The sequence below is a fragment of the Mangrovibacter sp. MFB070 genome (assembly GCF_000705335.1).
Classification (GTDB): domain Bacteria; phylum Pseudomonadota; class Gammaproteobacteria; order Enterobacterales; family Enterobacteriaceae; genus Mangrovibacter; species Mangrovibacter plantisponsor.
Map to the genome: position 1 here is coordinate 231,018 of NZ_JJMI01000050.1, position 24,778 is coordinate 255,795.

The window sequence follows — 24,778 nt, forward strand, 5'->3', positions numbered from 1 at the left end:
GCCCTATGCTAAGTACCCAAAACCTACATTTTCGCTACCAGGATGAACCGGTTCTTAAAGGGATTGATTTTGATGCCGACCGTTTTTCGGTATCTGGCCTGGTGGGCGCTAACGGCAGTGGGAAATCCACTTTATTTATGAACCTGTGTGGTGTCCTGCGCCCGCAACAGGGGGCCGTTTACTGGCAGGGAGAACCACTGGGTTACAGCAAACGTGCACTAATGGCGTTGCGCCAGCAGGTCGCAACCGTGTTCCAGGACCCGGACCAGCAAATTTTTTATACCGATATCGACAGCGATCTGGCTTTCAGCCTGCGCAACCTGGGCATGGATGAAGCGGTTATTGGTGCGCGAATAGACGATGCCCTTGACCGGGTGGATGCGCAAAGTTTCCGTCACCAGCCCATTCAGGCTTTGAGCCACGGGCAGAAAAAACGCGTCGCCATTGCAGGTGCATTAGTGATGGATGCAGATTACCTGCTGCTGGATGAACCTACCGCCGGGCTGGATCCCGCAGGGCGCGAGCACATGAAAGCCATTATTCGGCGTATTGCCGCCGAAGGGAAACATGTGGTCATTTCCAGTCACGATATCGACCTGGTGTATGAAATTTGCGATGGCATTTATGTTATGGCTGCAGGCGAAGTGATTGCCAGTGGTACACCCGAAGTGGTGTTCTGCCAGGGCGCCAAACTGGCGCAGGCAGGGCTGGCGCAGCCCTGGCTGGTGAAATTGCACCAGCAACTGGGTTTTCCGCTGTACCGTAACGAGGACGATTTATTTGCCGTTCACCCGGGAGCGGGCAGTGCGTTTACCCGGCACCGGTCTGTGGCGGTTAAGGGGGTGGCATGAGTAAATCCATTATGTTGCAGGGCACGGCGTCGGATGTCGGGAAAAGTGTGCTGGTTGCCGGGCTGTGCCGTATCCTGGTGCAGGACGGGCTGGCGTGTGCACCGTTTAAATCACAAAACATGGCGCTGAATTCAGGCGTCACGCCAGACGGCAAAGAGATGGGGCGCGCGCAGATCTTTCAGGCGGAAGCCGCCGGTATTGCGCCAGATGTGCGCATGAACCCCATATTGCTCAAACCCACCAGTGACCGCAAAGCCCAGGTCGTGCTGATGGGCAAGGTGGCGCAGGATATGGACGCTGTCAGTTATCACGATTATAAACCGCGCCTGCGCCAGCAAATCAGCGATGTCTGGCACAGCCTGGCGGCAGAATACGACGCCATTGTGCTGGAAGGCGCAGGCAGCCCGGCTGAAATCAACCTGCGTGACCGCGATATCGTCAATATGGGGATGGCAGAAATAGCCCGCTGCCCGGTGGTGCTGGTGGCCGATATCGACCGCGGCGGTGTTTTCGCGGCAATTTATGGCACGCTCGCGTTGCTGCAACCCGAAGAGCGCGCCCGGGTCAAAGGCGTCATCATTAATAAATTCCGTGGTGATGTGGCGCTGTTACAGCCAGGCCTTGAGCAAATAGAAGCCCTGACCGGGGTGCCCGTAATTGGCGTGATGCCCTGGCTGGATATTGACCTGGAAGATGAAGATGGCGTTGTGCTGGAGCGCGGTAAATACCAGGGCTACCAGGATAAGGCGCTGGATATTGTGGTGGTGCATTTGCCGCATATTTCCAACTTTACCGATTTTAACCCGCTGGCTTTCCAGCCCGATGTGCGGGTGCGCTATGTGCGGGACCCGGAAGATTTCGGTGGGCCAGATTTAGTTATTCTGCCGGGGAGCAAAAATACCCTGGGGGATTTGGCATGGCTGCACCAGAGCGGCATGGCAAAACGCGTTCTTGCCTGGCACCAGGCTGGTGGTGCCATTTTTGGCGTGTGTGGCGGTTACCAGATGTTGGGTAACACCATTGAAGACGAAGTGGAATCCGGGCTGGGGAGCCAGCCGGGGTTAGGGCTGCTGGATATCACCACCCTGTTTGCCCATGACAAAGTCACCGTGCAGGCCAGCGGCCGTTGCCTGGTGGCGCTACCCGGCATCCTGGCCGGTTGCGGTGATTTGCCCGTCAGTGGCTATGAAATCCATATGGGGGCCAGCCAGCGCGGCAGCCAGGCTCAGCCGGTGTTTCAACTGGGCGCTGAGCACGGCCTTGCTCTGGATGGTGCCGTCAGCGCCTGTGGGCGTGTGGCAGGGACTTACCTGCATGGCGTGTTTGATAACGCCGCTTTTACCCGCCGCCTGCTGGATAACCTGCGCCAGCGCAAAGGCCTGGCGCCTTTGCCCGGTGAAACGCCTGACTACGTCCGCCACAAGCAGGCACAGTTCGACAAACTGGCCGCCGCCATGCGCCAGCACATCGATATCGAAAAAATTTACCACATCATGAACCAACACCAGGAGCCAGCAGCATGATGCTGATAACCGGCGGTGCCCGTAGTGGCAAAAGCCGCCAGGCAGAAGAGCTGGCAGCCCAGGCCGCTTCACGGGTGCTGTATATTGCCACTTCGCAAATTTTTGATGGTGAAATGGCGCAACGGGTGGCGCACCATAAGGCCTCGCGCCCGGCACACTGGCGCACGGTGGAAGCCTGGCGCGACCTGGGGCGCTTTATTACCCCGGGTAACCCGCCAGGTGAAGCTATCTTGCTGGAGTGCGTGACAACGCTGGTCACCAATTTAATGTTTGATGAAGGAGGGGAGCAGGACCCGGAAACATGGAACTATGCCGCTATTGAAGCCGCAGTACACCAACAAATCGACCAACTTATCGCGGCCTGTGCAGCCTGCCCGTCACCCGTGTTTCTGGTGACGAATGAAGTAGGTATGGGCATTGTGCCGGAAAACCGCCTGGCCCGGCATTTTCGGGATATTGCCGGCAGGGTAAATCAACGGCTGGCTCAGGCGGCAGATGGCGTCTGGCTGGTGGTGTCAGGGATTGGAGTCAAAATTAAATGATTCAGTTGTATTTGGCGATGCTCGCATTTATGAGCCGTCTGCCGGTTCGTGCTCGCTGGTATCAGAGCCTGGACGTGAAACAGTATGTGAACGGTATTGTGACTTTTCCTCTTGTGGGCCTGTTGCTGGGTTCACTGGCGGGGGTAGTGTTTCTGGTATTGCAGCCCGGCAGTGGCACTCCGCTGGCGGCATTTTTTGCCGTACTGGCGCTGGCGGTGCTTACCGGGGGCTTTCACCTCGACGGGCTGGCAGATACCTGTGACGCTGTTTTTTCTGCCCGCAGCCGTGAGCGCATGCTGGAAATCATGAAAGACAGCCGACTTGGCACCCATGGCGCGCTGGGGCTGGTATTTATTCTGCTGGCGAAAGTGCTGGTCATTAACGAACTGGCTCTGCGTGGGCAACAGGCGCTGCCGGTGCTCGCCAGTGCCTGCCTTGCCGGGCGCAGCGTGGCTGTTTTGTTGATGTACCGCCAGCGTTATGCCCGGGAAAATGGCCTGGGTAACTTATTTATTGGCAAGGTTAATGGGTTGCAAACTCTGGTCACCTTAGGTGCCGGTATGTTGTTAGCTTCCGTCCTGCTTTCCTGGCGCGGGTTGGTGGCATTTATCATCACGGCTGCCGTGGTGTTTGTTATGGGCCAGGCGCTGAAACGTACCCTCGGTGGGCAAACCGGCGATACCCTGGGGGCGGCGATTGAAACCGGTGAAGTGATTTTCCTGCTGGCGTTGCTGTAAGTCAGCGTCCTTTTAGCAAATCGAGAACAAGAATATGCAAACACTCACTGAAATACGTCAGGCCATCCCGGCACTGGATAGCGCGCGCCAGCTCGAAGCTCAGGCTTACATTGATGGCCTGCTCAAGCCGGTGGGCAGCCTGGGGCGCCTGGAAGCACTGGCGGTACAGTTGGCCGGGTGCCCGGGGTTAAAAGGCGAACTCAACACCCGTAACAAAGCGATGGTGGTGATGTGTGCAGACCACGGTGTCTATGAAGAAGGCATTGCGGTATCACCTAAAGCAGTCACCTGGATTCAGGCCATTAATATGACCCGCCACAACACGGGCGTATGTGTGCTGGCCCGCCAGGCTGGCGCTCAGGTGCATGTTGTGGATACCGGTATTGACTATGACCCGATTCCGGGGCTGGTGGATATGCGGGTAGCGCGGGGCAGTGGCAATATCGCCAAAGAGCCCGCGATGACCCGTGAGCAGGCGCAAACACTGCTGGACCAGAGCATTGCGTTTACCCGCAGCCTGGCAGCCGATGGGGTGACGCTGTTCGGCGTTGGTGAGTTGGGCATTGCCAACACCACGCCTGCCGCTGCGGTGGTTAGTGTGCTGACTGGCGCAGACCCAATGGAAACTGTGGGCGTTGGGGCGAACTACCCGCTGGCGAATTTACAACATAAAGTGGATGTGGTGCGCAAAGCCGTTCACGTAAACCAACCCGATGTGACGGATGGCCTGGATGTGCTTGCCAAAGTAGGTGGGTTCGACCTGCTGGGCATGGCCGGGGTAATGCTTGGCGCGGCAAGTTGTGGTCTGCCGGTGGTGCTGGATGGTTTCCTCTCCTATGCCTCTGCTTTGGCGGCCTGCCGTATTGCGCCGGAAGTAAAACAGTACCTTATTCCGTCGCATTTATCTGCTGAACGGGGGGCGCGTGTTGCACTCAGCCATTTGGGGCTGGACCCATACCTGGTAATGGATATGCGCCTGGGTGAAGGCAGTGGCGCTGCGCTGGCAATGCAACTGGTGGATGCCGCCTGTGCGATGTACAACGAAATGGGCACGCTGGCTGGCAGCGAGATAGTGTTGCCGGAAAGCCATTAACTGTGGGGGAAATTGCCCGCATACAGCGGGCAATTTAACGGGCTGAATCACTCTTTTGGCAGAATACCCGGCAAGTCCAGCCCTTTTTCTTGTGCGCAGGCAATAGCTGTTTCATAACCGGCATCGGCATGGCGCATTACGCCGGTTGCCGGGTCGTTCCACAAGACACGGCCCAGGCGCACATCAGCGGCTTCGCTACCATCACACACAATTACCACTCCGGCATGCTGGGAGAAGCCCATACCCACACCACCACCGTGATGCAGGCTGACCCAGGTCGCGCCACCGGCAGTATTGAGTAAGGCATTGAGTAACGGCCAGTCGGAAACCGCGTCTGAACCATCTTTCATGGATTCCGTTTCACGGTTAGGAGAGGCAACAGAGCCACAATCCAGGTGGTCACGGCCAATTACGATTGGCGCTTTCAGTTCACCGTTACGCACCATCTCGTTAAACGCCAGGCCAGCAATATGGCGCTCACCCAGCCCCAGCCAGCAAATACGCGATGGCAGCCCCTGGAAAGCAATACGTTCGCGAGCCATGTCCAGCCAGTTGTGCAGTGCGTGGTTGTCCGGGAACAGTTCTTTCAGTTTGGCATCGGTTTTATAGATATCTTCCGGGTCGCCAGAAAGGGCCACCCAGCGGAACGGGCCTTTGCCTTCGCAGAACAGCGGGCGAATATATGCCGGTACAAACCCCGGGAAATCAAAGGCGTTTGCCACCCCTTCGTCTTTGGCAACCTGGCGGATGTTATTACCGTAATCAACCGTAGGCACGCCCATATGCCAGAAATCGAGCATCGCTTTAACATGTTCTGCCATGGAAGCACGCGCGGCCTGCATCACTTTTTTCGGGTCAGTTTTGCGTAGTTCTTCCCACTCCTGTACTGACCAGCCAATTGGCAAATAGCCATTGAGCGGGTCGTGTGCTGAAGTCTGGTCGGTAACAATGTGCGGTTTCGGGCCGCCAGCTTTGGCGCGCTTTACCAGCTCCGGCACAACTTCAGCCGCATTACCCAGCAGAGCAACAGAGATGGCGTCTCCTTTGGCGGTGGCATCTTCAATCAGTTGCAGGGCTTCATCCAGGGTGTAGGCTTTGTGGTCGACATAACGGGTGCGCAGGCGGAAATCAATACGTGATTCCTGGCACTCGATAGCCAGTACACAGGCACCAGCCATTACACCTGCCAGAGGTTGTGCGCCGCCCATACCGCCAAGGCCCGCAGTCAGGATCCATTTACCGCGCAGGCTGCCGTCATAATGCTGGCGGGCGGCTTCAGCAAAGGTTTCGTAGGTGCCCTGGACAATCCCTTGAGCGCCAATGTAGATCCAGGAGCCTGCAGTCATTTGGCCGTACATCATCAGGCCGGCTTTATCCAGCTCCTGGAAGTGTTCCCAGTTTGCCCAGTGGGGAACCAGGTTACTGTTGGCAATCAGCACGCGGGGGGCATCGGCGTGAGTGCGAAAGATTCCCACCGGTTTGCCAGACTGCACCAGCAGCGTTTCGTCTTCTTTCAGGCGGCGCAGGCTGGCAAGAATTTCATCAAAACACGCCCAGTTACGGGCCGCTTTACCAATACCGCCATATACCACCAGGTCATCCGGGCGTTCAGCAACATCCGGGTCGAGGTTGTTCTGAATCATGCGGTAGGGTGCTTCAATCAGCCAGTTAGCGCAATGCAACTCAGTGCCCTTAGGGGCGTGAACCGGGCGGGCAACGGACTGATTGGTTGGTTTGCTCATAGTCATTTCCTCTGTCTTGGTATCGCGCAATAGCCGCGGATGAAATTCAGTATTAGCCATGTATAGTCTTGTATATACATCTTGGTAAAGTATTTAGCAAAAGCCACGCCAGTTTTTTTATTTCTCTGTGTTCAGCTTGTGACAAGGGCCGCAGCTTTATCGCCCACCAGGCAGTGCGCAATGTTGCGCCACAATGATGCGTGGTTGCACCGTTACCGGGCAGGGGGTTTATGCACCCACATTATGTGGATGTATATACATCTTCAATAAACGGGATTACACTCTTAATTAACCGGACAATGCAGGGAACCGCTATGACAGAGCAAACCGCCGTATCGCAACTGGTCAATGCCATGGGTGACCAACCCGCGCCCATTTATCAGCGAGTGAAACAGGCGATTATCAGCCAGATTAACGAAGGGGCGTGGAAGCCGCGTCAGCGTGTACCTTCTGAAAGTGAGCTGGTCGCCCGGCTGGGTGTCAGCCGCATGACCATCAACCGCGCGCTGCGTGAACTGACCAGTGAAGGCTACCTGGTGCGCATGCAGGGTGTGGGAACCTTTGTGGCCGAAATGAAAGGCTACACTGCCATGCTGGAAGTGCACAACATTGCCGAAGAGATCACGCAGCGTGGGCATCGCCACAGTTGCCGGGTACTGGGCATGAACGAAATTCAGGCTGACCCGGCCCAGGCGGCAGTTCTGGGCCTGGCGACTGGTCAGGCGATTTTCCACTCGCTCATTGTGCATTACGAGAACGATGTTCCGGTGCAAATGGAAGACCGCCTGGTTAACCCACTGGTAGCGCCGGATTACCTGTCTCAGGACTTTATGACACTCACGCCCTACACCTATTTGATGCAGGTGGCGCCATTAACGGCGGGTGAACATATTGTTGAAGCGATAATGCCTGACACCGCACAGCGCGAGTTGCTGGAAATGAATGCGGCGGAACCCTGCCTGCTGATTCGCCGCCAGACCTGGAGTGATAATCGTGTGGTCACCTATGCCCGGTTATTGTACCCGGGCACACGCTACAAACTGCTGGGCCGGTTTAAAGGCCACGGTTAACCTTCCTCAATGCTGCAAAACAGTAACTTTCCGCCCGCAGAAACCGGGCGGATAGTGCTGTGTTCGTTATGCCACCATGCACCCATTCCGGTAACCAGTTCGCTGCCATTCAACTGCCACTCGCCACTGAGAACCAGGCAAACGCCACTGCGGCTCTGTTGTGCGCTGTCTGCAACTGCGACGTGCGCGCTACAGGCACCGCGCAGGGTCATAATATTAAAATCCCTGCTTTGCCCGGTGATGCGTGCCGCACAGGCGCTGTCGCCGGAAAAAGCCAGCGGGGTGTGTAACGCCAGGGGGATTTCTTTGCCATCCACTGTCAGTGTCACACACGCGCCTTCCAGCAGGGTAATCACCCGGTCAATGCCGTTGAAGCTGGAAAAGGGGCCGTCTTTATCCAGTGTGGCAATGCTGGCCCGCCACAAAAAGTCGCTCCCTTGTGGCCCGGTAATGGCAATTATTTCGCGGGTTTCTCCGCCACCATTGCGCCAGCGCGTTACGGGTAAGCTTTCAACCGACCACACCTGAATCATTGCAGTGCCTCCAGTGCGTTACGGAACCGGGCTGCATAAGTGGCTTCCTGCGGGTGTTGCCCGTCACGAATCACGGCCTGCCCGGCTACCCAGACATCACGAATTTCGCTACGTTGCCCGGCGAATAACCAGCGGTTTATCAGTTGGTCGTCCGGGCGGTTTTGTGGCCAGTAGTCGGCATTCAGGCACAGCCAGTCGGCGCGCATACCTGGTGCCAGTTGGCCCATTTGAACGCCACAGGCCTGTGCGCCACCCATGGCGGCCTGGGTGTAAAGCACATCTCCCACGCTGGGTGCGCCAGGCTGAACCAGCCGGTTACGATGCTGGTCACGCAGTCGCTGGCTGTATTCCAGCAGGCGTAATTCTTCCAGCACACTGCGTGAAACCTGGCTGTCGGAGCCAATGCCCCAGCGGCCCTGTTCTGCCAGCCAGTCTGTCGCCGGGAAAATACCATCGCCCAGGTTGGCTTCGGTGGTGGGGCAAAGCCCGGCCACGGCACCTGTAGCGGCGAGCCGGGTAATTTCCTGTTGGTCCAGGTGTGTGGCATGAACCAGGCACCAGCGTTTATCTACCGGCATATTCTCCAGTAACCAGGCAACCGGGCGCGCACCATAGCTTGCCAGACAGTCATTCACTTCTTTTTGCTGCTCAGCAATATGAATATGCACTGGTGCATCGGCCGGGGTATTGGCCAGAACCTGCGCCATGTCCTGCTGGGTTACGGCTCGCAGCGAATGGAAACACACGCCCTGGTTAAGCAGCGGGTTGCCCGCGGTCAGAGATGACAGGCGCTGGTATTGTTCCAGCCAGCTCTCAGTACTCTGAATAAACCGCCGTTGCCCTTCAACCGGCGGTTGTGCGCCAAAACCGGCGTAGCGGTAAAGTACCGGCAGCATGGTCTGGCCAATTCCAGCAGTGGTGGCTGCCTGAATCAGTGCCCGCAGCATGTCGTCCTGCGGGTAAGGCGTGCCGTCAGGCTGGTGGTGCAGGTAATGGAACTCAGCAACCTGGGTATAGCCCCCTTTTAGCATGTCGATATACAACCAGGTGGCGACATCAGCCATCAGTTCCGGGGTCAGGCGGCCAACCAGGTGATACATGGCGTCTCGCCAGGTCCAGAAACTGTCCTGCGGGTTACCCGCCACCTCAGCGTGCCCGGCCATGGCTGTCTGAAAAGCATGGGAGTGCAGGTTAGCCATACCCGGTACTACCAGCCCCTGTAACGGAGTGGCGCCATCACTGTGGCTGCCCGGTGTGACGGCGGTTATCCGCCCGGATTCTGTCTCAATGCGTACTGCCGTTCGCCAGCCCTCGGGCAACAATGCCCGTGAAGCATAAAAACTCGCCATGCTTGATCCCCTGTCTCTGTGGTTGTATATACATATACATACTTTGATTTGTGCTGTATACCCTTCATAGTTCAATTGCAGGCAGGTTGTTTAAGCAGCATCAGCCGTTACAGGGTTCCCGTCAGTGGCTGGAGAGCGATTTTTTCTTCATTGTGTGCTGCCACTGTCTTAATTCGTTACAGATGAATTGAGCGCTGCTTTGCCGTCTGACTGCAACCCGAATTATGTTGGGCCACTATCATTCAAACTCATCTGGAGGCGGCAAAACGATGTTGCAATGCGAAACCCTGTGGACCGGTGCAGACCTGGTCACGCTCAAGGACGGTAAGTACCACCTTATCAGGCAAGGGGCGATTGCGGTGGCAGGCGAGCGTATTGTCTGGGTGGGCGAAGAACGCGATGCGGGCCACTGCCAGCCACAGCGCGTGGAGCAACTGAACGGCGGGATAATTACGCCCGGCCTGGTTGACTGCCATACTCACCTGGTATTTGGCGGTGACCGCAGTGGTGAGTTTGAAATGCGCCTTAATGGTGCCAGTTACGCCGAAATTGCCGCCAGCGGTGGGGGGATTATTTCCACGGTGAATGCCACGCGCCAGGCCAGCGAAGCAGAGTTACTCGCTGCTGCCCGCGAACGCCTGCGTTGCCTGCGCCAGGAAGGCGTTACCACGCTGGAGATAAAATCTGGCTACGGGCTGGAAAGTGACAGTGAGTTGCGCATGTTGCGGGTAATTCGCCAACTGGCACAACTGGAACCTGTCGATATCCAGGCGACATTTCTTGCGGCTCACGCCGTTCCGCCGGAATACCAGAACAATGCAGATGGCTGGATTGATTACATTTGCCAGACCTTATTGCCTGCCGCACACCAGCAAGGGCTGGTGGATGCCGTGGATGGTTTTTGCGAACATCTGGCATTCTCGCCGGAACAAATCACCCGGGTATTTAATACTGCCCGTGAGCTGAATCTCCCGGTTAAACTGCACGCTGAACAACTCTCATCTTTGGGCGGAAGCAGCCTGGCGGCCCGTTACCAGGCTATTTCTGCCGACCACCTGGAATATGCTACCGAAGACGACGTTATTGCCATGGCGCAAAGTGGCACTGTGGCAGTATTGTTGCCTGGCGCTTATTACATGTTGCGTGAAACCAAAATGCCGCCGGTTGAGTTATTCCGCAAGCATGGCGTACCAATGGCGCTGGCGAGTGATTTAAACCCCGGCACATCGCCGGTGCTGTCGCTGCGCCTGATGCTGAATATGGCCTGCACGTTATTCCGCATGACCCCGGAAGAGGCGCTGGCGGGCGTGACGCTCTGGGGTGCAAAAGCGCTGGGCAGGGAGAGTGAATGTGGTTCTCTGGAAGCCGGGAAACTGGCGAATTTTGTTCACTGGCCGGTAAAACAACCGGCTGAACTGGCTTACTGGCTTGGCGGGCAATTACCCTGCCAGGTCGTTTACCGTGGAGAAAGTGTATGACACCCTGGTTGTTCCATGAAGGTTCCACTCCGCTGCTGATTAGCATGCCTCATGCCGGTACGTCGCTGACGCCGGAAGTTGAAGCCGGGCTGACAGACCGTGCCCGGTTATTACCTGATACCGACTGGCATATTCCGGCACTCTATGCTTTTGCCAGCACAATGGGCGCCAGTATTCTTCAGGCTAATTATTCGCGTTTTGTGGTGGATTTGAACCGCCCGGCCGATGATACGCCGTTGTACCAGACCGCCACCACTGGCCTGTTCCCGGATACGTTATTCGATGGCGAGCCAGTATTTCGCCCGGGGCAGGAGCCAGATAAAGCGCACCGGGCCTGGTGCCTGGAGCAGGTGTGGCAGAGTTACCACCAGCAACTGGCCGCTACCCTGGCCGCTATCAAAGCCCGTTTTGGCTATGCACTGTTGTTTGACGCGCATTCTATTGCCTCGGTTATTCCCCGCCTGTTCGACGGGCGGCTGCCAGATTTGAATATTGGCACCAACCAGGGCGCAAGTTGCGCACCGGCTGTCAGTGAGGCGCTGCGTGCCAGTTGTGAAGCCCAGTCTGCTTATACTTGGGTAATTAATGGCCGCTTCAAAGGTGGGCATATCACCCGCGCTTATGGCGACCCGGCTAACCATATTCATGCGGTGCAACTTGAACTGGCGCAGTGCAATTATATGGATGAAACCCCGCCATTCGCCTGGCAGGAAAACCGTGCTGCCGCACTTCAGCAAGTACTGAAATCCCTGCTTGAAGCCCTGGTTACCAGCGCCCGCGCAGTGGAAGAACCCTACGCCAGTTAACCCGCCTGTTGTTTGTCGCCTCACCACCTGTCCGGGTGGTGAGGGCAGATCTTTTTTGCCCTGTATTATGCCATTTTTGCTGCCTTGTTATGGTGCGAATGCGTTTTTTTGGTGCGTAATTGCCAGGGGTGGTTCATAACCGGTACGGTACTTACGCCCGTAAAAAGCACGGTTTTTCAATAAAATAAAATGGTTTCTTCGAAGTGGCATATCAATTGCTAAGTTGTATGTACAAGTAAAGACACACCCATGTGTGCATTAACGCAGGTGGTTATGAGTTAACGCCTTTTTTGTGTTTTATCTTGTATATACATGCTTAGTCATTTGTGCCGGAAATTAAGGCACCAGCCCATTTTCAGTTGTTACCGGCGTCAGCGACCCGGTTATTTCAGGAGCATCAGATGAACGCACTTTCTGTTTCCCGTTTACTGCTGAGTAGCGCGGTACTTGCTGCACTACTTTCCGGCACGCCAGCGATGGCAAAAGAGTGGAAAACCATTACTGTCGCCACCGAAGGGAGTTATGAACCCTGGAATATGACGTTGCCAGGCGGCAAGCTCAGTGGCTTTGAGCCCGAGCTGATGGCGGATTTATGCAAACGCATGGAAGTGACCTGCAAATTAACTGTGCAGAACTGGGACGGTATGATTGCCGGGCTGCAGGCAGGGAAATCCGATGTCATCATGGATTCCATTGTGATTACCCCGGAGCGTAAACAAATCATTGATTTTACGGTGCCTTACGCGCAGACACCGGCCAGCTTCATTACCCTGAAAGGGAATCTGTTGCCGGAAGCCACCGGGGCAGACGCACTGATTAAACTGCACGACGACCCGGCAGAAATTAACCCGGCGATTGCCAAACTGCGTGCGGCTCTGAAAGGCAAAACCATCGGTATTGCCTCCGGTACTGTCTACACGCCGTTTATCGACAAATACTTCAAAGATATTGCCACGGTACGTGAATACAACAGTTCAGCAGACGCCATTCTCGATTTGCAGGCTGAACGTATTGATGCCGTGTTTGATGATGTCACGTTCGCCAACTCCATTATGGGTAAACCGGAAAACAAAGATCTCACTTTCAGTGGCCCGAAACTGGGTGGCCCGATTTGGGGGGAAGGGGAAGCGATGGGTGTGCGTAAAAGCGATACCGACCTGAAGGCGAAACTGGATACCGCAATCAAAGCCGCGCTTGCTGATGGCACGGTGAAAAAACTCAGTGAGAAATGGTTTAAAACGGACGTGACGCCGTAAGAGGGGCACAAACATGATGGCCTTATTAGGTTTTGGCGAAAATGGTTGGGGGCCGCTGATTGTGAGCGCTGCCTGCATGACCTTTTTGTTGTCGCTGGCAGCGCTGGTGGTTGGTGCGGTGGTGGGCAGTGGTGTTGCCGCCGCCAAGCTTTCACCCGTTAAGCTAATGCGTGTCGCCGGAGAAGGGTACTCGGTGGTGTTTCGTGGCATCCCCGAGCTACTGATCCTCTACCTGTTTTATTTTGGCGGCTCGGGCGTTGTGACCTGGGCGGGCCATCTGTTTGGTGCCAGCGGTTTTATTGAAGTTCCGCCTTTTTTGATTGGTGCACTGGCAATTGGCCTGATTTCTGGCTCGTACCAGGGGGAAGTGTTCCGTGCCGCCCGCCTTGCCGTGTCCCACGGTGATATTGAAGCCGCACAGGCCATGGGCATGCTGCCCTGGTGTATTCGCCGCCGCATTGTTGCACCACAAATTATCCGTTATGCCTTACCGGCTATGTCCAATATTTGGCAAATGACTCTGAAAGATTCCGCGCTGATTTCGGTGACCGGGGTGGTTGAGCTGATGCGGGCAAGCCAGGTGGCAGCAGGTTCCACACACCAGTATTTCACTTTTTACCTGGTGGGTGGCGGCTGTTACCTGGTGTTGACGGTGTTATCCAACAGCGCGTTTAAACGGGCTGAACAGCGCATGGGGCGTGGCTGGCAAGGCCATGGCGCCGCGCAGTATTAACGGGAGTGGCGATGATTGATTTTGCGTTTCTCAGCGAAACCTTTGTAAAACTGCTGGGGGCTTTGCCAGTCACCCTGGGGTTGTTTTTCAGCTCTCTGGCAGTAGGCGGCTGCCTGGCACTGGTGGTGCTTGCCATGCGGATGAGCCGCTTTCGGCTGCTCAGCGGGTTCGCCCGGCTGTACATTTTGGTGTTTCGCGGCTCCCCGTTGCTTATCCAGTTGTTTCTTATCTATTACGGCCTGGGTCAGTTCAGCGCGATACGCCACAGTTTTGTCTGGCCGGTTCTGCGTGAACCCTTTACCTGTGCCGTGCTGGCACTGGCACTGTGTACCGCCTCTTATACTGCGGAAATTCTGCGTGGCGCATTGCTGGCCGTTCCGCCCGGGCAGGTTGAAGCAGGAAAAGCGTGTGGCATGTCGCGCTGGCTGTTATTCCGCCGGGTAATTGGGCCAGTGATGCTGCGTTATGCGTTACCCGCCTGGTCCACCGAAGCCATTTTACTGGTGAAATCCACCGCGCTGGCAAGCCTTGTTACGGTATGGGATGTCACTGGCGTGGCTCAGCAAATAATTCAGCGCACCTACCGCACCATGGAGGTGTTTGTTTGTGCTGCGCTGATTTACCTGATTCTGAATTTCCTGATAGTGCAAATTTGGCGTGCGCTGGAAAACGCCCTCACACCGAACTTTCGCCGGGCTCAGGCGCGGGCTGCTGCCAGCGCACCTGCCGGGCTGAACAGCAGTAAGGGAGAAAAATCATGACCGCCATCCAACAGCCGGTACTGGCTGTGCAGAATATCCGTAAGTCATTCGGCGACCATACTGTTTTAAAAGGCATTTCACTGTCTGCCAACCAAGGTGATGTTATTTCCGTTCTGGGTGCCAGCGGGTCGGGTAAAAGTACTTTTTTACGCTGTATCAATTTGCTGGAAGTACCCGACGGCGGTGAAATTAAGGTTGCCGGTGAAACCATTATTGTCGACGCCAAAGCACACCGGCACGGGCACTCTGCCAGCCGTCGCCAAATTGAGCAGTTGCGTACCCGGGTTGCCATAGTGTTCCAAAGCTTTAACTTGTGGTCGCACCGCACTGTGCTGGAAAACGTCATGGAAGGCCCGCGCTATGTGCTGAAACGCCCGCTGGCGGAGTGTAAGGCGCAGGCCGAACATTTGCTCAACCAGGTTGGCCTGTACGCCCGCAAAGATTACTACCCGGAACAACTTTCTGGTGGCCAGCAACAACGGGTGGCCATCGCCCGGGCGCTGGCAATGGATCCGGAAGTGATTTTGTTTGATGAACCTACCTCGGCACTGGATCCGGAACTGGTGGGCGAAGTACTTAATGTCATGCGTGCTCTGGCCGATGAAGGGCGCACCATGCTGGTCGTGACCCACGAAATGGGCTTCGCGCGCAATGTGGCAAACCGGGTGGTGTTTATGCATGAAGGCAATATCGAGTGCGAAGGTGATCCGGATACGCTGTTTACCCGGCATGCCAGCCCGCGTTTCGACCAGTTTATTTCCCGAATGGGGTAAAGATTAATGAGTGAAATAAGAGAGTGGGGCGACACACCCGCCACCTGGCAGGACGTGGTTGCCGTGGCACAGCATGGCGCGCAACTGCAGTTAAGTGAAGCAGCCTGGCAGCGCATGCAAAATGCCCGGCAAATCGTGGAAGAAATTGTCGCCAGCGGCCAGCCTGCTTATGGGATTAATACTGGGCTGGGAGCGTTATGCAATGTGATTTTACCGCCAGAGGCATTAAGCCAGTTGTCGCGTAACACGTTGATGAGCCACGCTTGTGGTGTCGGGCCGTTACTCAGTGTGGCGCAAACCCGGGCCATTATGTGTGCGGCAGTGGCCAACTACAGCCTGGGGTATTCCGGTATTTCTCCGGATGTTGTCCGGGCGTTGCTGGCGTTTATCAATCATGGCATTACGCCGGAAGTGCCCTCTCAGGGTTCTGTCGGGTATTTGACCCATATGGCGCATATTGGCCTGGCCCTGACTGGTATGGGCTTTGTTAACTGGCAGGGGAAACGCGGCCTGGCCTGTGATGCGCTGGCAGAGCAGGGTATTACTGCGGTGAACCCGGGGGCGAAAGACGGTCTGTGCCTGGTGAATGGCACACCCTGCATGACAGGTCTGAGTTGCCTGGCGCTGGGTGAAGCGAAACACTTAATGGACTGGGCCGATGTCACCGGAGCCATGAGTGTAGAAGCACTGAAAGGCCAACTGGCAGCGTTCGATGAACGTGTGCTGGCGCTGAAATCCAGCCCCGATGTCAGTGCCACCGGCCAGCGGTTACGGGCAATGCTGCACGGCAGCGCCTGGCTGGCTGAAAACCAGGGGGTACGTACCCAGGATGCGCTCAGTCTGCGCTCTATTCCGCAAATTCATGGTGCCTGCCGTGCACAGTGGTGGCATGTGGAAACCCAGGTGAACCAGGAACTTAATGCCGCAACCGACAACCCGCTGGTGCTGGGCGAACCCGGTAACTGGCAGGTGGTTTCTCAGGCGAACCCACATGGTGAATCGGTGGCGATGGCCGCAGATTTGCTGGCAATTGCGCTGGCGGAGACCGGCAGTGTGGCAGAGCGCCGCCTTGACCGGCTGATTAATCCACTGGTCAGTGAACTTCCTCCTTTCCTGGTGGCAAAACCCGGGGTTAATTCCGGCATGATGATAGCCCAGTATGTGGCGGCATCTCTGTGCGGTGAGAACCGGCGGCTGGCACAACCCGCAGTGCTGGATAATTACATTACCTCGGGTTTACAGGAAGACCACCTGAGTATGGGCACCAGTGCGGCGCTCAAGCTCTTGCAGGTGTGCGATAACACCTGGCAGATTCTGGGCATTGAATATTTGCTGGCAGCACAGGCGCTGGAGTTGATTGGCACCTCCCGCCTGGCTCCGGGTACGGTTCAGGCCGTAACATTGCTGCGCCGCGAAGTGGCCTTTTGGGTTGAGGACCGGTGGCTGGCGCCAGAAATGAAAAAGACCGTACAAATAATGCGTAATACTCCTGCCGAAAATATTGCTCGTTAATATTTAAAAACTGCTCAGCTTGCCTGAGCAGTTCCCCAGTTAAAACAAGCCTGATATTTTTCCCACTCTTTATGGTGTTATTTTTTTATTATCCAATGGCGTGAATTGGGTTACTTCCTTGGGCTTATTCATGCCCTAACACAAATTGATTATTTGAATTTCTTGTGTTTTATTTAAATGGAGTAAAACGGTTTTTTATTGCTTTCTTTAGAGTCTGGGTGCTCAAGGGAGAACACTGTATGTAGTGTTCTTGCAGCGGCTCTTTTCTATTCTGTGATGAGTAAACAATATGGCTCTGCACTTTTTGCGTAATGGCATACGCTACATGGCGTATGAGCGACGTCTGATGTTTGATGCGGCTGCTGTTGCGACGGCGGAGAATACACTCACACCTGAAAACAGCGATGCCGCGGCAAGCCAGGACACTACACAGGATAACGCGCACCACACCAGTACTGACAGCAACGATCTGGCTCAGGTGGTGGCAAATATTGACACCAGTGCAGAGAAACACCAGGTCTATTTTATTGATGCGTCTGTGCCAGATAAAGAAACACTGATTAATCAAATTCCTGCTGATGCAGAAGTCTATATTCTTGATGCAAATAAAGATGGCCTGAATCAAATAGCCGATATTCTTTCCGGGAAAGAAAATATTGATGCGGTTCACATTATCTCGCATGGCGCCAGCGGTGAAATTGAGTTAGGGAACACTGTTATTACAGCTGATAATCTTGCTGATTATTCAGTGGCGCTAAATACAATTAACGCAGCGCTTAATAGTTCGGCAGATATATTATTATATGGTTGTAATGTTGGTGATGATAACGGTCTGAATTTATTGCAGGCATTGTCGGCCTCACTGGATGCCGATATCGCGGCCTCTGATGACACAACAGGTGCGGATGGTGACTGGGTACTGGAAACCCAGGTGGGTAACGGAACCATAGATACCGCATCACTGGCTCCTACTCACTGGCTAGGCAACCTGCTCATTGGCCTGAATACGCCGCCGGTGGCGGTAGCCGATGTCGCGGTGGTGGATGAAGACGCGTCAACCGTAATTAACGTGCTGGGTAATGATACCGACCTGGAAGGCAATGCGCTTACCGTAACCAGTGCGTCAGCGCTGTTTGGCAAGGTGACCATTAATGCCAACGGCACCCTGAACTACACGCCAAACGCCAATTTCTTCGGCGTCGATACCATCACTTATATGATTCGCGACAGTGGCGGTTTGTATGCCCTGGCTCCTGGCATCGTGACTGTTACGGTAAACCCGGTCAATGACTTACCCACTATATCCTTACCTGTTATTAATCTGTTGCAGGAAGACACCCCGCTTATCTTCGCCAGTGCGCTGGGCACACAAATCAGTATTGGTGATATCGACGGGAGTATTGCACAGCTTTCCCTTTCTGTGCCTGTGGGGACATTAACTCTGTCGCAAACCGCTAACCTGAGTTTCAGCCAGGGCGATGGGGTAAATGACAGCCAGATAACCATCAAAGGCAATATTGAAGACATTAATGCGGCGCTGAATGGCCTGATCTATACCCCGGACGCAGACTATAACGGCCCGGTAACGATTACGATTGGGTTAACCGACACGCTGTTATCTATTCCCCTGAGTTTTTCTCTGCCCATTGGGATCGCACCGGTGGCGGATATTGTGAACGATACCGTTACCGCAGGAACAGGCGCGCCTGTCAGCTTCAACGTGATGGCGAATGATACCTTTGAAAACATCAATGCGAAGGTGACATCCTGGTCCAACCCGGCACACGGAACAGTAACCATTGATGCCGCGGGTAATGCGATTTACACGCCCAACAGTGGCTACCTGGGTAACGACTCCTTCACTTATACCGTAACCAGTAACGGCACCACAGAAACCGCGACTGTCACTATTAATGTGGTTGACCTTAACCATGCGCCTGTTGCCGGTAATGACAGCGCGACAACCGCAGAAGACACTGCCATAACAGTGAATGTACTGGCTAATGACACCGACGCCGATGGTGACACGTTGACCATCACTTCCGCCAGTGCCAGCCACGGTACGGTAGTGATTAATGCCAATGGCACACTGACTTATACCCCGTCTGCCAATTTCTATGGCACGGATTCGGTCACTTACACGATAAGCGATGGCCATGGTGGCACGGCAACCGGCACACTGGCGCTGACAGTGACGGCGGTGAACGATAACCCGGTGGCAGTGAACGACAGCGCCACCACCGCCGAAGATACCCCGGTGACGGTAAATGTGCTGGCGAACGACAGCGATGTGGATGGCGACAGCCTAACCGTTACCGCCGCCAGCGCCGGGCACGGTACGGTGGTGATCAACGCTAACGGCACACTCACTTATACCCCGGCGGCGAATTATAACGGTATCGATACCGTCACCTATACCCTCAGCGACGGGCATGGCGGTACGGCAACCGGCACCCTGGCGCTGACCGTAACATCGGTGAATGATGCCCCGGTGGCAGTAAACGACAGCGCCACCACCGCCGAAGACACCCCGGTGACGGTGAATGTGCTGGCGAACGACAGCGATGTGGATGGCGACAGTTTAACGGTGACAGCCGCCAGCGCCGGGCACGGCACGGTGGTGATCAATGCTAACGGCACACTCACTTATACTCCGGCGGCGAATTATAACGGCACCGATACCGTCACCTATACCATCAGCGACGGGCATGGCGGTACGGCAACCGGCACCCTGGCGGTGACTATAACAGCGGTAAATGATAACCCGGTGGCAGCCAACGACAGCGCCACCACCGCCGAAGATACCCCGGTCACGGTAAATGTGCTGGCGAACGACAGCGATGTGGATGGCGACAGTTTAACGGTGACAGTCGCCAGCGCCGGGCACGGCACGGTGGTGATCAACGCCAATGGCACACTGACCTATACCCCGAATGCCAATTACAACGGCACTGATACCGTCACCTATACCATCAGCGACGGGCATGGCGGTACGGCAACCGGCACCCTGGCGGTGACTATAACAGCGGTCAATGATAACCCCGTGGCAGTGAACGACAGCGCCAACACCGCCGAAGACACCCCGGTCACGGTAAATGTGCTGGCGAACGACAGCGATGTGGACGGCGACAGTTTAACCGTTAGTGCCGCCAGCGCCGGGCACGGCACGGTGGTGATCAACGCTAACGGCACGCTCACCTATACCCCGGCTGCTAATTACAACGGTACCGATACCGTCACCTATACCCTCAGCGACGGCCATGGCGGTACGGCAACCGGCACCCTGGTGGTGACTATAACAGCGGTAAATGATAACCCCGTGGCAGCCAACGACAGCGCCACCACCGCCGAAGACACCCCGGTGACGGTGAATGTGCTGGCGAACGACAGCGATGTGGATGGCGACAGCCTTACCGTGAGCAGTGCCAGCGCCGGGCATGGCACAGTGGTGATCAATGCCAACGGCACGCTCACTTATACCCCGGCCGCGAATTACAATGGCACAGACACGGTCACTTATACGGTTAGCGATGGCAACGGCGGTATGGCAACAGCAACGCTGTCTGTTACTGTTACACCGGTAAATGACGCCCCGGTCGCCGGAACGGTGAGTGCCACAACGGCAGAAGATACCCCGGTCACCGTAGATGTACTCAGTAGTGCCTCGGATGCAGAAAACGATACCCTGAGTGTTACGGCAGCCAGTGCCGGGCACGGCACGGTGGTGATTAACGCCAATGGCACGCTTACCTATACCCCGAATGCCAATTACAACGGCAACGACACCATTACGTATAGGCTCAGCGACGGCAACGGTGGCACGGTCACCAGCACCGTAGCGCTGACCATTACCGCAGTGAACGATGCCCCGCAGGCCGGTTCGGTTGCGGCTCAGACCACCGCCGAAGACACCCCGGTGACTGTGAGCCTGCTGAACAGCGCCAGTGACCCGGACGGCGACACCCTGGCCGTGACTGCCGCCAGTGCCGGGCACGGCACGGTGGTGATCAACGGCGACGGTAGCGTCACTTATACGCCAGCCGCCAATTACAACGGCAGCGACGTGATCACCTACACCCTCAGTGACGGTAACGGCGGTACGGTCACCAGCACCGTTGCGGTGACTGTTACCCCGGTGAACGATGCCCCGCAGGCGGGGAATGTGACTGCGACGACAGATGAAGACACTCCGGTCACTGTGAATGTGCTGGCTGGCGCGACGGACCCGGACGGCGACACCCTGGCGGTAACCGCCGCCAGCGCCGGGCACGGCACGGTGGTGATCAACGGCAACGGCACGCTCACCTATACCCCGGCTGCCAATTACAACGGCAGCGACGTGATTACTTACACTATCAGCGACGGTAACGGCGGCACGGTAACCAGCACCGTAGCGCTGACCATTACCGCGGTGAACGATGCCCCGCAGGCCGGTACGGTTGCGCAACAGACCACCGCCGAAGACACCCCGGTGACCGTGAACCTGCTGAACAGCGCCAGTGACCCGGATGGCGATACCGTAACCGTAAGCAGTGCCAGCGCCGGGCACGGCACAGTCACCATTAACGGCGACGGTACGGTCACTTATACGCCAGCCGCCAACTACAACGGCAGCGACACCATTACGTATACCCTCAGCGACGGCAACGGTGGCACGGTAACCGGCACCGTAGCGGTGACGGTTACGGCAGTAAACGATGCGCCGCTTGCCGGAACCGTCGTACCACAGACCACCGCCGAAGACACCCCGGTCACCGTGAACGTACTGGCACCGGCTACCGATCCGGACGGCGACACCCTGGCGGTAACCGCCGCCACTGCCGGGCACGGCACAGTGGTGATCAACGGTGACGGCACTGTCACTTATACCCCGGCTGCCAACTACAACGGCAGCGACACCATTACGTATACGCTCAGCGACGGTAACGGCGGCACGGTCACCAGCACTGTTGCGGTGACGGTTACCGCAGTGAACGATGCCCCGCAGACCGGGATGGTTGCGCCACAAACCACCGCCGAAGACACGCCGGTGACGGTGAATGTACTGTCGGGCGCGACGGACCCGGATGGCGATACCGTAACCGTAAGCAGTGCCAGCGCCGGGCACGGCACCGTGGTGATCAACGGCGATGGCACCGTCACTTATACCCCGGCTGCCAACTACAACGGCAGCGACGTGATCACCTACACCCTCAGTGACGGCAATGGCGGCACGGTCACCAGTACGGTTGCTATCACTGTTACCGCAGTAAACGATGCGCCGCTGGCGGGGTCAGTCACACCACAAACCACTGCTGAAGACACCCCGGTCACAGTGAATGTACTGGCCGGGGCGACCGACCCGGACGGCGACACCCTGGCCGTGACTGCCGCCAGCGCCGGGCACGGCACGGTGGTGATCAACGGCGACGGCACGGTCACTTATACCCCGGCGGCCAATTACAACGGCAGCGACACCATTACGTATACGCTCAGCGACGGCAACGGCGGCACGGTGACCAGCACCGTAGCGGTGACTGTTACCGCAGTGAACGATGCCCCGCAGGCCGGTACGGTTGCGCCACAGACCACCGCCGAAGACACGCCAGTGACGGTGAATGTACTGGCGGGCGCGACGGACCCGGACGGCGATACACTGGCGGTGACTGCGGCCAGCGCCGGGCATGGCACCGTGGTGATTAACGGCGACGGCACCGTCACTTATACCCCGGCGGCGAACTACAACGGCAACGACACCATTACGTATACCCTCAGCGACGGTAACGGCGGCACGGTCACCAGCACCGTTTCAGTGACTGTTACGGCAGTTAACGACGCACCGCTGGCGGGAACAGTCAACGCGGCCACCGATGAAGACACTCCGCTAACCGTCAATGTGCTGGCCAGTGCTTCAGATCCTGACGGAGACACCCTGGTGGTGACTGCCGCCAGTGCCGGGCATGGCACGGTGGTGATCAACGGCGACGGTACGATCACCTATACGCCAGCCGCCAACTACAACGGCAATGACACCATCAATTACATTATCAGCGATGGTAAAGGCGGCACAGTCAGTGCCACTGTTGCTATCACCGTAAATGCAGTTAACGACACGCCTCTTGCCGGTAACGATGAAGCCACCACGGTCGAGAATGTGCCCGTTGTTGTGAATGTTCTGGAAAACGACAGTGATGCCGATGGCGATACACTGACCGTGACCGCAGCCAGTGCAGACCACGGGGTGGTGGTGATTAATCCCGATGGCACGCTGACTTATACGCCGGGCACTAACTTTACCGGCACCGATACCATTACCTATACGCTGAGCGACGGGCATGGCGGTACCTCGACTGCGACCGGTTTAGTAACTGTTTATGTGAACAGCCAGACCGCGACACCTCCGGTTCCGGCACCAGACAGTGCTATTACCGCCGAAGACACCCCGGTCACGGTGGATGTGCTTAGTAACGACACAGACACTGACCCGGGCAGCCTGGTGGTGGAAAGTGCGCAGGCTTTGCATGGCTCCGTCACAATCAATGCTGATGGCACACTCACCTATACCCCAAATGCCAACTACAACGGCACAGATACCATTACTTACCTGGTCAGCAACAGCCAGGGGGCAATGGCAACGGGTGTAGTGGCTGTAGTGATTACGCCGGTCAATGACGCGCCTGTTGCGGGCAGTGTCAGCCAGGTTACCGCCGAAGATACCCCGGTGACGGTGGATGTACTCAGTACGGCAACCGATGCGGAAGGCGATAGCTTAACGGTCACCAGTGCCAGTGCGGCAAACGGTACAGTGGTAATCAATGCCGATGGCACGCTCACTTATACCCCTGCGGCTAACTTTAATGGCAGCGACACCATTACGTATACGCTCAGCGACGGCAACGGTGGCACAATAGCCAGCACGGTTGCCATGACGGTGACAGCAGTAAACGACGCGCCGCTGGCAGGCAGTGTTCCGGCACAAACTACCGCCGAAGATACACCGGTTACCGTGAATGTGCTGGCACCGGCTACCGATCCGGACGGCGATACTCTGGCGGTGACTGCCGCCAGTGCCGGGCACGGCACGGTGGTGATCAACGGCGATGGCACTGTCACTTATACGCCTGCTGCCAATTACAACGGCAGCGACGTGATTACGTACACCCTCAGCGACGGCAACGGCGGCACGGTGACCAGCACGGTTGCGGTGACTGTTACGGCAGTAAACGATGCGCCGCTTGCCGGAACCGTCCCACCACAGACCACCGCCGAAGACACGCCGGTCACCGTCAATGTACTGGCACCGGCTACCGATCCAGACGGCGACAGTCTGGCTGTCAGTACCGCCAGTGCGGCTCATGGCTCGGTGGTGATCAACGGCGACGGCACCGTCACCTATACTCCGGCTGCCAACTACAACGGCAGCGACACCATTACGTATACGCTCAGTGACGGTAATGGCGGCACGGTCACCAGTACGGTTGCCATCACGGTTACCGCCGTAAACGATGCACCGCAGGCGGGGTCAGTCACACCACAAACCACCGCCGAAGACACCCCGGTCACCGTGAACGTACTGGCACCGGCTACCGATCCGGACGGCGACACCCTGGCGGTAACCGCCGCCACTGCCGGGCACGGCACGGTGGTGATCAACGGTGACGGCACTGTCACTTATACCCCGGCTGCCAACTACAACGGCAGCGACACCATTACGTATACGCTCAGTGACGGCAATGGCGGTACGGTCACCAGTATGGTTGCGGTGACCATTACCGCAGTAAACGACGCGCCGCTTGCCGGAACCGTCGCACCACAGACCACCGCCGAAGACACCCCGGTCACCGTCAATGTACTGGCACCGGCTACCGATCCGGACGGCGACAGCCTGGCTGTCAGCACCGCCAGTGCCGGGCACGGCACGGTGGTGATTAACGGCGACGGCACCGTCACCTATACCCCGGCGGCGAACTATAACGGCAGCGACACCATCACCTATACCCTCAGTGACGGCAACGGCGGCACGGTCACCGGTACGGTTGC

Annotated in this window: 17 protein-coding genes; 14 read left to right on the forward strand and 3 right to left on the reverse strand. The window is 56.7% G+C overall.

Going from position 1 to position 24,778, the window contains the following annotated elements:
- Positions 1 to 5 precede the first annotated feature (5 nt).
- From DT73_RS22040 to cobT, 5 genes are read left to right on the forward strand one after another with little or no spacing between them, the layout of a single operon-like run.
- Positions 6 to 851, forward strand: coding sequence for an ATP-binding cassette domain-containing protein (locus tag DT73_RS22040; RefSeq protein ID WP_051691514.1), 846 nt, complete (start codon positions 6 to 8; stop codon positions 849 to 851).
- Positions 848 to 2,374, forward strand: coding sequence for a cobyric acid synthase (locus DT73_RS22045; RefSeq protein ID WP_036115255.1), 1,527 nt, complete (start codon positions 848 to 850; stop codon positions 2,372 to 2,374). Before DT73_RS22040 ends, DT73_RS22045 begins: the two co-directional genes overlap by 4 nt.
- Positions 2,371 to 2,916, forward strand: coding sequence for a bifunctional adenosylcobinamide kinase/adenosylcobinamide-phosphate guanylyltransferase (gene cobU / locus DT73_RS22050; protein ID WP_036115258.1), 546 nt, complete (start codon positions 2,371 to 2,373; stop codon positions 2,914 to 2,916). Before DT73_RS22045 ends, cobU begins: the two co-directional genes overlap by 4 nt.
- Positions 2,913 to 3,653 carry an adenosylcobinamide-GDP ribazoletransferase gene (gene cobS, locus DT73_RS22055; RefSeq protein ID WP_036115261.1) on the forward strand — a complete coding sequence of 247 codons (741 nt, stop codon included), beginning with the start codon at positions 2,913 to 2,915 and terminating at the stop codon, positions 3,651 to 3,653. Before cobU ends, cobS begins: the two co-directional genes overlap by 4 nt.
- Positions 3,654 to 3,687: 34 nt before the next feature.
- Complete coding sequence (gene cobT / locus DT73_RS22060) at positions 3,688 to 4,746, forward strand: nicotinate-nucleotide--dimethylbenzimidazole phosphoribosyltransferase (protein ID WP_036115263.1); 1,059 nt, start codon at positions 3,688 to 3,690, stop codon at positions 4,744 to 4,746.
- A gap of 47 nt (positions 4,747 to 4,793) precedes the next feature.
- On the opposite strand, the gene hutU is transcribed toward cobT, so the two are convergent.
- A complete protein-coding gene (gene hutU / locus DT73_RS22065) occupies positions 4,794 to 6,488 on the reverse strand; it encodes a urocanate hydratase (protein ID WP_036115266.1) in 1,695 nt (564 codons plus the stop codon).
- A 314-nt stretch (positions 6,489 to 6,802) separates the two neighbouring features.
- Here hutU and hutC point away from each other — a divergent pair, with 314 nt between their 5' ends.
- Positions 6,803 to 7,558: a histidine utilization repressor gene (gene hutC, locus DT73_RS22070; protein WP_036115270.1), complete on the forward strand. Its 756-nt coding sequence runs from the start codon at positions 6,803 to 6,805 to the stop codon at positions 7,556 to 7,558.
- On the opposite strand, the gene DT73_RS22075 is transcribed toward hutC, so the two are convergent.
- Together DT73_RS22075 and DT73_RS22080 are read right to left on the reverse strand one after the other, a co-directional pair.
- The gene (locus tag DT73_RS22075) at positions 7,555 to 8,091 is read right to left on the reverse strand and encodes a HutD family protein (RefSeq protein ID WP_036115273.1); all 537 of its coding nucleotides are present in this window, start codon (positions 8,089 to 8,091) and stop codon (positions 7,555 to 7,557) included. The genes hutC and DT73_RS22075 overlap by 4 nt on opposite strands.
- The gene (locus DT73_RS22080) at positions 8,088 to 9,440 is read right to left on the reverse strand and encodes a formimidoylglutamate deiminase (RefSeq protein WP_036115276.1); all 1,353 of its coding nucleotides are present in this window, start codon (positions 9,438 to 9,440) and stop codon (positions 8,088 to 8,090) included. The genes DT73_RS22075 and DT73_RS22080 overlap by 4 nt, the downstream gene beginning before the upstream one ends.
- A 269-nt stretch (positions 9,441 to 9,709) precedes the next feature.
- Between DT73_RS22080 and hutI the strand changes: the two genes are divergently transcribed.
- The 8 genes from hutI to DT73_RS26315 form a co-directional block, all read left to right on the forward strand.
- A complete protein-coding gene (gene hutI, locus DT73_RS22085; protein ID WP_036115278.1) occupies positions 9,710 to 10,918 on the forward strand; it encodes an imidazolonepropionase in 1,209 nt (402 codons plus the stop codon).
- On the forward strand, positions 10,915 to 11,724 hold the full coding sequence (gene hutG, locus DT73_RS22090; RefSeq protein WP_036115280.1) for an N-formylglutamate deformylase: 810 nt from the start codon (positions 10,915 to 10,917) through the stop codon (positions 11,722 to 11,724). The genes hutI and hutG overlap by 4 nt, the downstream gene beginning before the upstream one ends.
- 401 nt (positions 11,725 to 12,125) lie before the next feature.
- Entirely contained in the window at positions 12,126 to 12,980 is an 855-nt protein-coding gene (locus DT73_RS22095) for a transporter substrate-binding domain-containing protein (protein WP_036115283.1), read from the forward strand.
- Positions 12,981 to 12,993: 13 nt separating this feature from the next.
- The gene (locus DT73_RS22100; protein ID WP_036115285.1) at positions 12,994 to 13,713 is read left to right on the forward strand and encodes an ABC transporter permease; all 720 of its coding nucleotides are present in this window, start codon (positions 12,994 to 12,996) and stop codon (positions 13,711 to 13,713) included.
- A gap of 11 nt (positions 13,714 to 13,724) precedes the next feature.
- The gene (locus tag DT73_RS22105; protein ID WP_051691515.1) at positions 13,725 to 14,474 is read left to right on the forward strand and encodes an ABC transporter permease; all 750 of its coding nucleotides are present in this window, start codon (positions 13,725 to 13,727) and stop codon (positions 14,472 to 14,474) included.
- A complete protein-coding gene (locus DT73_RS22110; protein ID WP_036115287.1) occupies positions 14,471 to 15,247 on the forward strand; it encodes an ABC transporter ATP-binding protein in 777 nt (258 codons plus the stop codon). The genes DT73_RS22105 and DT73_RS22110 overlap by 4 nt, the downstream gene beginning before the upstream one ends.
- A gap of 6 nt (positions 15,248 to 15,253) precedes the next feature.
- Positions 15,254 to 16,759, forward strand: a complete 1,506-nt coding sequence (hutH, locus tag DT73_RS22115) for a histidine ammonia-lyase (protein ID WP_036115289.1) — start codon at positions 15,254 to 15,256, stop codon at positions 16,757 to 16,759.
- A gap of 289 nt (positions 16,760 to 17,048) precedes the next feature.
- Positions 17,049 to 24,778, forward strand: a 7,730-nt coding sequence (locus DT73_RS26315; protein WP_152552562.1) for a cadherin-like domain-containing protein, incomplete at its 3' end; no start/stop codon positions are given.

Bases quoted from the DNA above. Each gene is read 5' to 3' on its own strand.
- DT73_RS22040 (WP_051691514.1), top strand. From the start codon at position 6: ATGCTAAGTACCCAAAACCTACATTTTCGCTACCAGGATGAACCGGTT.
- DT73_RS22045 (WP_036115255.1), top strand. From the start codon at position 848: ATGAGTAAATCCATTATGTTGCAGGGCACGGCGTCGGATGTCGGGAAA.
- cobU (WP_036115258.1), top strand. From the start codon at position 2,371: ATGATGCTGATAACCGGCGGTGCCCGTAGTGGCAAAAGCCGCCAGGCA.
- cobS (WP_036115261.1), top strand. From the start codon at position 2,913: ATGATTCAGTTGTATTTGGCGATGCTCGCATTTATGAGCCGTCTGCCG.
- cobT (WP_036115263.1), top strand. From the start codon at position 3,688: ATGCAAACACTCACTGAAATACGTCAGGCCATCCCGGCACTGGATAGC.
- hutU (WP_036115266.1), bottom strand. From the start codon at position 6,488: ATGAGCAAACCAACCAATCAGTCCGTTGCCCGCCCGGTTCACGCCCCT.
- hutC (WP_036115270.1), top strand. From the start codon at position 6,803: ATGACAGAGCAAACCGCCGTATCGCAACTGGTCAATGCCATGGGTGAC.
- DT73_RS22075 (WP_036115273.1), bottom strand. From the start codon at position 8,091: ATGATTCAGGTGTGGTCGGTTGAAAGCTTACCCGTAACGCGCTGGCGC.
- DT73_RS22080 (WP_036115276.1), bottom strand. From the start codon at position 9,440: ATGGCGAGTTTTTATGCTTCACGGGCATTGTTGCCCGAGGGCTGGCGA.
- hutI (WP_036115278.1), top strand. From the start codon at position 9,710: ATGTTGCAATGCGAAACCCTGTGGACCGGTGCAGACCTGGTCACGCTC.
- hutG (WP_036115280.1), top strand. From the start codon at position 10,915: ATGACACCCTGGTTGTTCCATGAAGGTTCCACTCCGCTGCTGATTAGC.
- DT73_RS22095 (WP_036115283.1), top strand. From the start codon at position 12,126: ATGAACGCACTTTCTGTTTCCCGTTTACTGCTGAGTAGCGCGGTACTT.
- DT73_RS22100 (WP_036115285.1), top strand. From the start codon at position 12,994: ATGATGGCCTTATTAGGTTTTGGCGAAAATGGTTGGGGGCCGCTGATT.
- DT73_RS22105 (WP_051691515.1), top strand. From the start codon at position 13,725: ATGATTGATTTTGCGTTTCTCAGCGAAACCTTTGTAAAACTGCTGGGG.
- DT73_RS22110 (WP_036115287.1), top strand. From the start codon at position 14,471: ATGACCGCCATCCAACAGCCGGTACTGGCTGTGCAGAATATCCGTAAG.
- hutH (WP_036115289.1), top strand. From the start codon at position 15,254: ATGAGTGAAATAAGAGAGTGGGGCGACACACCCGCCACCTGGCAGGAC.